Raw genomic sequence first — 5,860 nt, 5'->3', positions numbered from 1 at the left:
TGCTCGCCCTCGCCGACGTGCACGGAACCGCCCACGAAGTAGCCGCCGGTGCCGGTGGCCCGGACCGAGTCGTCACCTGCGCTGGCGTCCGCGCTCAGCACCCCCGAGGCGGTGTCGTGACTGGTCCACCACGAATACGCGTCGCGCAGACCGGAGTTCGTGCCCTCCCGGTGCACGTGCGCGGTGCCGTGGCCGAGCCGGACGCCGAGCGTGTTCGGCCCGCACTGCACCGACTCCGTGACGTCGTAGGTCCGGTACTCGGCGGATCGCTGGTAGTTCGAGTTCCCCGGGGCCAGCACCTCGTCGGTGACGGGGCGGCCGTTGAGCGTCACGACCTGCACGCCGAGCCCGCACACGTACAGCCGTGCGCGCTGGACCGGACCGCTCACCCGGAAAGCCCGCGCGAAGATCGGCAGCGGGTCGCCCGGCCCGCGCCGCGGATGCGCGATCCAGCGCGCCCCGCCCCAGTCCGCGCGCGTCAGCAGGCCGGTTTCCCAGCCGGCCCGTTCGCTCCAAGGCGACCAGCGGTCGTCCTGGTCGCGCACCCGGACCCGCCACTCGACCCGGGTGCGCGCGGGCAGCCGCGGGCCGCCGTAGCCGAGTCCGGCGCAGCCGGATTCGACGACCCCGCTGTCCCACAGCTGTTCCCCGCGTTCGTCGAACACCTGGACTCGGCAGGCGCTCTGGTGGCCGGAGTCGCCCAGCAGCCGCCAGCTCAGGTCCGGAGCCGGATCGTCCACGCCGAGCAGTGGACCGTGCCTGCCGGCCCCCAACCCGCCGACCTGCAGCTCACCGACCCGCGGCCCCGCGACCCGGAGTCCGGTCACCGGCCACCCCCGCTCACGATCGCCAACGCCGAGGCTGTTTGTACGCAGCGCACCCCACCCCGTCAACACTCCACAGTGGACAGGTGCCGCGCCCGGGCGCGCACGCTTATCCTCGGCGAGTCGCCCGGAACCCGAACGAGGTACCCAGCGGAAGAGGCCAGCATGGAAGCTCCGTCAGCCCCGCCGACCGTGGCGCTCGGCGGCCGGGCAGGCCGCTGGATCATCGTGGCCACCATCCTCGGCTCCGGGGTCGCGTTCCTGGACGGTTCGGTGGTCAACGTGGCGCTGCCCGCCATCGGCCGGGACACCGGTGGCGGGTTCGCGGTGCTGCAATGGGTGCTGGACGCCTACCTGCTCACGCTCAGCGCGCTGCTGCTGCTCGGCGGGGCGCTGGGCGATCGCTACGGGCGGCGGCTGGTGTTCCAGATCGGGCTGGTGGTGTTCACGCTCGCCTCGCTGGGATGCGGGCTCGCGCCGGACGGCGCGGTGCTGATCATCGCCCGGCTGGTGCAGGGCGTCGGCGGGGCGCTGCTGGTGCCGGGCAGCCTCGCGCTGATCAACTCGACGATCCGGCCCGACGACCGGGGGCGGGCGGTGGGCACCTGGGCCGGGCTGACCGGGGTTTCCTCCGCGCTCGGCCCGTTCGTCGGCGGCTGGCTGGTGGACGCGGTGTCCTGGCGCTGGGTGTTCTTCATCAACCTCCCGATCGCCGCGGTGGCGCTGGTGGTCACCGCCCGGCACGTGCCGGAAACCCGCAGCACCGGCGTCACCGGAGCGCCGGACCTGGCCGGAGCCGCGGCCATCACCCTCGGGCTGGCCGGGGCGATCTACGCGCTGATCGAACTGCCCGTGCACGGCTGGAACGTGCTGACCGCCGTGGCGCTCGCCGCCGGAGTGGCCGGGCTGGTGGCGTTCCCCTTGGTGGAGTCGCGGACGAAGGGGCCGATCATGCCGCCGGCGCTGTTCGCGAACCGGCAGTTCACCGGTGCGAACCTGACCACGTTCACGGTGTACTCGGCGTTGAGCGGCGCGCTGTTCCTGCTGTCGCTGCAACTGCAGCAGACCCTCGGCTACTCGGCGCTGGAGGCCGGGATCGCCACCCTGCCGATCACCGTGATCATGCTGCTGCTGTCCGGCCGGATGGGTGCGCTGGCCCAGCGAACCGGCCCGCGGCTGCCGATGACGATCGGCCCGTTCGGCTGCGCGGCCGGGCTGGCGCTGATGACCTTGGCGGTGCCCGGATCGTCCTACCTGACCGGTGTGCTGCCCGGAGTGCTGGTGTTCGGGCTCGGCCTGGCGGTGACCGTGGCACCGCTGACCTCGGCGGTGCTGGCCGCGGTGGAACCGGCGCGGGCCGGGGTGGCTTCCGGGGTGAACAACGCGATCTCCCGGCTGGCCGGGCTGGTCGCCGTCGCGGTGCTGCCGCTGGTGGCGGGCATGACCGGCCCCGGTGCCACGGTGGGCAGCGGGTTCGGCAGGGCGATGGTGATCTCCGCGGCGGTGTGCGCGCTGGGCGGAGTGCTTTCCTGGTGCACCATCGACCGCCGCTGCCCCGTCGAGTCCGTCGCGGTCCCGGGCCTCAACCACGCCTGTCAGGACCCTTGCACCCAACACGGCTCCATCGAGGAGCGAACGGACCGTTCGTCCCGCTAGATCGGTCGAACGGTCCGTTCGCTCGGAACGACCGCGCTCACTGCGGCGAGCACTTCTCGAACGGCCACTGGTGCGGCGGGCGGGCGCTGAGCTCCTCCGGCGGCTCGGGCAGCCGCACCGGCTCGCCCGCGAAGTGCGCGATGACCACGACCCGGTCGGCCGAGCGGTACACCGCGAGGTCCTCCCCGCCGCTCGCGCGCAACGCGGGCACGCCGTGCGCGCGCACCCAGGCGAGCAGTTCGTCCCGCTTGCCCTCCGGCGCGCGCGCCTCCCACATCAGCGCGTTCATCAGCTCGTCCGGCGCAACGGCGGGATCGCGGGAACCTGCGGCGCCTCGTCGATGTCGGCCTGGGTCATCTTGAACGCGTCGGGATAGGACTCGCGCTTGGTGCGGCGGTCCGGTTCGGTGCTGCGCCAGGTGTAGAGGCAGCGTTCGCACTGCCAGACCTCCCACACCCCGGCGACCGGCGACACGGCCAGCCGCCGCAGTCCTTCAGCGGCGCAACGAGGACACATCGTCGGCTCCTCTCGTCTCACTTGCCCTGCAACGTGCGCAGCCGGGAAATCCACCGCTCGGTCTCCGGCAGGTCCCGCACCGGCTGGCTGTAGTGCCCGCGCGTGTCGGGCGCGACCGGGGTGGTCGCGTCGATCACGAGCTTGTTGCTGATCCCCGGCGGCTGCGAACCCGGGTCCAGCTCCAGCACCGACATGTTCGGCAGGTTCACCAGATCGCTGGCCGGGTTGACCTTGGTCGACAACGCCCACATCACCTGCGGCAGGTCGAACGGGTCCACGTCCTCGTCGACCACGATCACGACCTTGGTGTAGCCGAGCCCGTGCGGCGTGGTCATGGTGCGCAACCCGACCGCGCGGGCGAAACCGCCGTAGCGCTTCTTGGTGGACACGATCGCCAGCAGCCCGTGCGTGTACATCGCGTTGACCGCCTGCACCTCGGGGAAGTCCGCGCGCAGCTGCTGGTACGGCGGCACGCAGGTGGCCGGGCCGATCAGGTAGTCGATCTCGGTCCACGGCTTGCCCAAGTACAGCGACTCGAACAGCGGCTTGCTGCGGTAGGAGATCCGGTCGATGCGCACCACGGTCATGTTCCGGCCGCCGGAGTAGTGCCCGGTGAACTCGCCGAACGGGCCCTCGATCTCCCGCTTGCGGCCCTCCACGACACCTTCCAGCAGGACTTCGCAGCCCCACGGCACGTCGAACCCGGTCAGCGGGGCCGTGGCGATCGGAGCGGGCGCGCCGCGCAGCGCACCGGCCATCTCGTACTCGGACTGCTCGTAGCCGAGCGGGGTGCCCGCCACGACCGTGATCAGCGGGTCGTTGCCGAGTGCAATGGCCACCGGCAGGTCCTCGCCCTTCTCCTCGGCTTTGCCCAGGTGCAGCGCGATGTCGTGCATCGGCACCGGCTGCATCCCGAGCCGGTTCGGGCCTTTCACCTCCAGCCGGTAGGTGCCGACGTTCTGCTTGTCGAAGTTGTCCGGGTCGTCCGGGTCGCGCGAGACCACCGCGGCCTTGTCCAGGTAGAAGCCGCCGTCGCCGTCGTTGAGCCGGAACAGCGGCAGCACGTCGAACAGGTCCACGTCGTCGCTGGTGTTGGCCGCGAACGGCGGATCGTCGCGGCGCTGCGGGGCGACCGGGAAGTCTTCCCAGCGGCGGATGAACTCCTCGACCTGCTCCCGCGTGGACGTGGAAGGCGGCAGGCCCATCGCGATGGCGTGGTTGGCCCAGGAACCGTGCGCGTTGAGCACGATCCGGGGGTCGACGAACCCGTTGACGTCGTCGAAGTAAAGCGCGGGCGCGTTCTCGCCGAGCCGTGCGGCGGCGTTCGCGGCCGCGCCCAGGTCCGGTTCCGGTTCGACCCGTTCCGGCACCCGCAGCAGCTGCCCTTCCTTCTCCAATGCGTCCAAATAGGACCGCAGGTCGTCGTAGGCCAAGATCTCCTCCTCACCGCTCGCCGGATGCCCATCGGCGGCTCGTTCCCGGACGTACCGGCTCAGCGCTCGTCGTCCCGCCGCGCTTCGGCGAGCCCGTTCCACCGGCGGGCGGCGGGCGCGGGCAGGCCGAACTGGTCGAGCACCCTGGCGACCACGTGGTCGACCACGTCCCCGACCGACGACGGGTTGTTGTAGAAGGCGGGCATCGGCGGAACCATCACCGCGCCCATGCGCGAGAGCGCGAGCATGTTCTCCAGGTGGATCTCGCTGAGCGGCGTCTCCCGCGGCACGACCACGAGCTTGCGGCGTTCCTTGAGCACCACGTCGGCCGCCCGCCCCACCAGGCCGTCGGCGAACCCGGTGCGGATGCCCGCGAGGGTCTTCATGCTGCACGGCACGACGACCATCCCGTCGGTCCGGAAGGAGCCGGACGAGATCGAAGCGCCCTGATCACCCGAGCCGTGCACCACGTCGGCGAGCTTGCCGACCTCGCGGGCGCTGTAACCGGTTTCCAGCTCGATCGTGGTGCGCGCCCAGCGGCTCAGCACGAGGTGCGTTTCCACCTCGGGCTGCTCGTGCAGTTCTTCCAGCAGCCGGACGCCCAGCGGCGCCCCGGTCGCCCCGGTCATCCCGATGATCAGCCGCAACGCCGGACCTCCCGCCCACCGAGAATAATAGTTCGTATGCGAACGTTCGTCTACATACTAACACCTGGTGGCGCGAACTGCCCGCGGCCACCAGGCCACCGGGTACCCGGAACCGCCCGAACCGGACCGGCGTGCGCAACCGCGCAGCGGCCGGGATCTAGAATGGCGGGCCACCGATCTGCCGGGCCCGCGGCCGCCGGGGGCGAGCGAATACCGGGCAGAGCCAACGACGGGGGCGGCACACGGCGCCGGCGGGCGTAACGAGGTTCCCCACCCACTACGCAACCGTTCCGAGACACCCTCAGCGGGAGGAGCGCGCCAAGTGCAGCACCTGGAGCACGTCGTCTTCCACCTCATGCGCCGGGTCCTGCAGGACCACGGCGCGCGCTGGCAGTCCGAGCTGCCCCAGCTCACCAAACCGCAGTACGCCGCGCTCACCGCCATCGACGAACATCCGGGCATCGAGCAGACCGCGCTGGGCCGCCGCGCGGCCATCGACAAGGCCACCCTCGCGGCCATGCTCGCCCGCCTCGAACAGCGCGCGCTGATCGAGCGCACCGTGGACAGCTACGACCGGCGGCGCCGCGTGCTGCACCTGACCGCGGACGGCAGGCGGGTGCTCGCGGACTCGCACCGGCTCGCCGAGAAGATCAACGGCGGGATGCTGCAGCGGCTCACCGCGACCGAGGCCGATCAGCTGCGCGAACTGCTGGCCAAGCTGGCCGCCGACGAGAGCGGCGAACTCGCCGCACCGCCCGAGAACGCCGCAACCCCCGAGAACGCA

At 71.7% G+C, this 5,860-nt stretch carries 7 protein-coding genes; 2 read left to right on the top strand and 5 right to left on the bottom strand.

Annotation, left to right across the window (positions count from 1 at the left end; all coding sequences use genetic code 11):
• A partial coding sequence (locus IJH84_RS00400) for an alpha-L-rhamnosidase N-terminal domain-containing protein (RefSeq protein WP_295138820.1) occupies nucleotides 1-827 on the bottom strand: 827 nt, incomplete at its 3' end.
• Nucleotides 828-989: 162 nt separating this feature from the next.
• Here IJH84_RS00400 and IJH84_RS00395 point away from each other — a divergent pair.
• Complete coding sequence (locus IJH84_RS00395) at nucleotides 990-2,480, top strand: MFS transporter (protein WP_200070619.1); 1,491 nt, start codon at nucleotides 990-992, stop codon at nucleotides 2,478-2,480.
• A gap of 37 nt (nucleotides 2,481-2,517) precedes the next feature.
• Here IJH84_RS00395 and IJH84_RS00390 read toward each other — a convergent pair whose 3' ends face one another.
• From IJH84_RS00390 to IJH84_RS00375, 4 genes are read right to left on the bottom strand one after another with little or no spacing between them, the layout of a single operon-like run.
• Nucleotides 2,518-2,769 (bottom strand): hypothetical protein, encoded by a 252-nt coding sequence (locus IJH84_RS00390; protein ID WP_233627519.1) that lies wholly within the window; start codon nucleotides 2,767-2,769, stop codon nucleotides 2,518-2,520.
• Complete coding sequence (locus IJH84_RS00385; RefSeq protein ID WP_200070620.1) at nucleotides 2,769-2,996, bottom strand: non-oxidative hydroxyarylic acid decarboxylases subunit D; 228 nt, start codon at nucleotides 2,994-2,996, stop codon at nucleotides 2,769-2,771. Before IJH84_RS00385 ends, IJH84_RS00390 begins: the two co-directional genes overlap by 1 nt.
• 17 nt (nucleotides 2,997-3,013) lie before the next feature.
• Nucleotides 3,014-4,429, bottom strand: a complete 1,416-nt coding sequence (locus IJH84_RS00380) for a non-oxidative hydroxyarylic acid decarboxylases subunit C (RefSeq protein ID WP_295138811.1) — start codon at nucleotides 4,427-4,429, stop codon at nucleotides 3,014-3,016.
• Between the two features lie 59 nt (nucleotides 4,430-4,488).
• Nucleotides 4,489-5,076: a non-oxidative hydroxyarylic acid decarboxylases subunit B gene (locus tag IJH84_RS00375; RefSeq protein ID WP_200070622.1), complete on the bottom strand. Its 588-nt coding sequence runs from the start codon at nucleotides 5,074-5,076 to the stop codon at nucleotides 4,489-4,491.
• A gap of 322 nt (nucleotides 5,077-5,398) precedes the next feature.
• Between IJH84_RS00375 and IJH84_RS00370 the strand changes: the two genes are divergently transcribed.
• A partial coding sequence (locus IJH84_RS00370) for a MarR family transcriptional regulator (protein ID WP_295138805.1) occupies nucleotides 5,399-5,860 on the top strand: 462 nt, incomplete at its 3' end.

Source organism: Saccharopolyspora sp. (assembly GCF_017434145.1).
In the GTDB taxonomy this organism is placed as follows: domain Bacteria; phylum Actinomycetota; class Actinomycetes; order Mycobacteriales; family Pseudonocardiaceae; genus Saccharopolyspora_C; species Saccharopolyspora_C galaxeae.
The sequence above is the reverse complement of the archived record's forward strand: the minus strand, read 5'-3'. Positions and strand labels throughout refer to the sequence as shown.

Bases quoted from the DNA above. Each gene is read 5' to 3' on its own strand.
- IJH84_RS00390 (WP_233627519.1), bottom strand. From the start codon at position 2,769: ATGAACGCGCTGATGTGGGAGGCGCGCGCGCCGGAGGGCAAGCGGGAC.
- IJH84_RS00395 (WP_200070619.1), top strand. From the start codon at position 990: ATGGAAGCTCCGTCAGCCCCGCCGACCGTGGCGCTCGGCGGCCGGGCA.
- IJH84_RS00385 (WP_200070620.1), bottom strand. From the start codon at position 2,996: ATGTGTCCTCGTTGCGCCGCTGAAGGACTGCGGCGGCTGGCCGTGTCG.